The sequence below is a fragment of the Mediterraneibacter agrestimuris genome, from assembly GCF_943193195.1.
In the GTDB taxonomy this organism is placed as follows: Bacteria; Bacillota; Clostridia; order Lachnospirales; family Lachnospiraceae; genus Schaedlerella; species Schaedlerella agrestimuris.
On the sequence record NZ_CALPDG010000110.1, the window covers coordinates 1 to 1,493 of the forward strand.

Here is a 1,493-nt window from a genome sequence, read left to right on the forward strand (position 1 = left end):
CCTGGCAATAATTCAGTTGTCAATGTTTCGTATTTACGATGCTTGTAGTTTTGATTTCAACAGAGCAGGAAGAGTATCCATAAATGCATCTACTAACGCATCAAATGCATCCTCTGCTATATCGAGATCATCTGTAAGCAATGTTCTAAACATTTGAAGCAATAATTGAAAAGCCTGTATCCATGTGATATCAGACATTTCATCGGAAAAATATAAAAAAAGTTCACCAAGAGACCGTTTATCTCTTGATTCACGGTTTTCAGTGGATAACATCATATATCTGGTAAAGACAACTGCGGTATGGGCTGTCATTGCATCGTAGGAAATAGATCTACATTCTTTACTCAAATGCAGATAGCTTTTACAGACTTTAAAGAAAACCTCGATATCCCATCTTTTTCCATAGATACGGATGATTTCATTTTCGTCCAATTCCGTATCGGTTGAAATGATGCAGAGATACTCTTTTCGTTTGTTTCGGTTACGAACATAAACAACTTTGGCCGGAACGATGTTTCCATCTTTTATAACATCAACCATAACAGATAAAAGGTATCTGGAACGTCCTCTTCGTTTTTTGTTTTTGTTGTAGATCGACATCAGAGACAGATCTTCCCCATTGTAGCGAAAGAACATCTTAGGTGTTTTCTTAACCATGCCAATGATATCATATCCGATTCCTTTCACGGCATGAATGGAACTTGGAGAGGAAAACCAACTGTCAAAAAGAACATATTTTGCTGGAATATTAGCTTTTTTAGCCTCCTTCAGCAGTTCAAGCATTACAGAAGTTCCTTTTTGCATAGACAACTGACGGCGTTTATATCCAACCGTTCTTTTATCTACTACAGTGTCTTCATTTATTCGATTCTTTTTATTGTCGGTTGAAAGAAGCACGCTATTAATTGGAAGAAAGGTACTTCCATCTGACCAGCCCAATGTAAGCATACGAAAACCGAATTTATAAGCATGTTTGGCATGATCATATACTTTTGCAAGAAGTTCTACTTTCTTAGAACGGTTACGTTCGAACAGAGAATCATCAATAATCAAAACATTGGCGTGGTCTTGGGAATCCAAGGGTACAATCGCGTTCTTGATGATTCTGCTTGAAAGAATGGTTGTGAAACGGATCCAATTAATTTGAGTCATTTTCATAAAACGGTAAACCGCATCCTTAGCAAAAGAAGGCGTATTTCTTCCAGAAAGAAGATTCATATACATGCTTCTATTGAAAAAAACCAACAGGAACAGATATTGAAATATTTCCACAACAGGAATGCCCTTTCTTTTATAAGCATTCACTGCTTTTAGTGCAGAAGAAACATGAAATCTGGTAAAAAATCTTCGAATAGTTTTAGAAATTTGGTTATCATTCTGAGTGTCTTGTGTTATACTTTTATTCATAGCATGAGCCTCCGGTTTTTAATTGTTTTTGGACAACTCAATTATACCAAACCAGATGGTATTCATGCTATTTTTATTCCAGGAAT

Annotated in this window: 1 protein-coding gene; it reads right to left on the bottom strand. The window is 36.0% G+C overall.

What is annotated here, in order from left to right; translation table 11 throughout:
• Positions 1-33 precede the first annotated feature (33 nt).
• Positions 34-1,407, bottom strand: a complete 1,374-nt coding sequence (locus NFS18_RS19265) for an IS4 family transposase (RefSeq protein ID WP_251393188.1) — start codon at positions 1,405-1,407, stop codon at positions 34-36.
• Positions 1,408-1,493 lie beyond the last annotated feature (86 nt).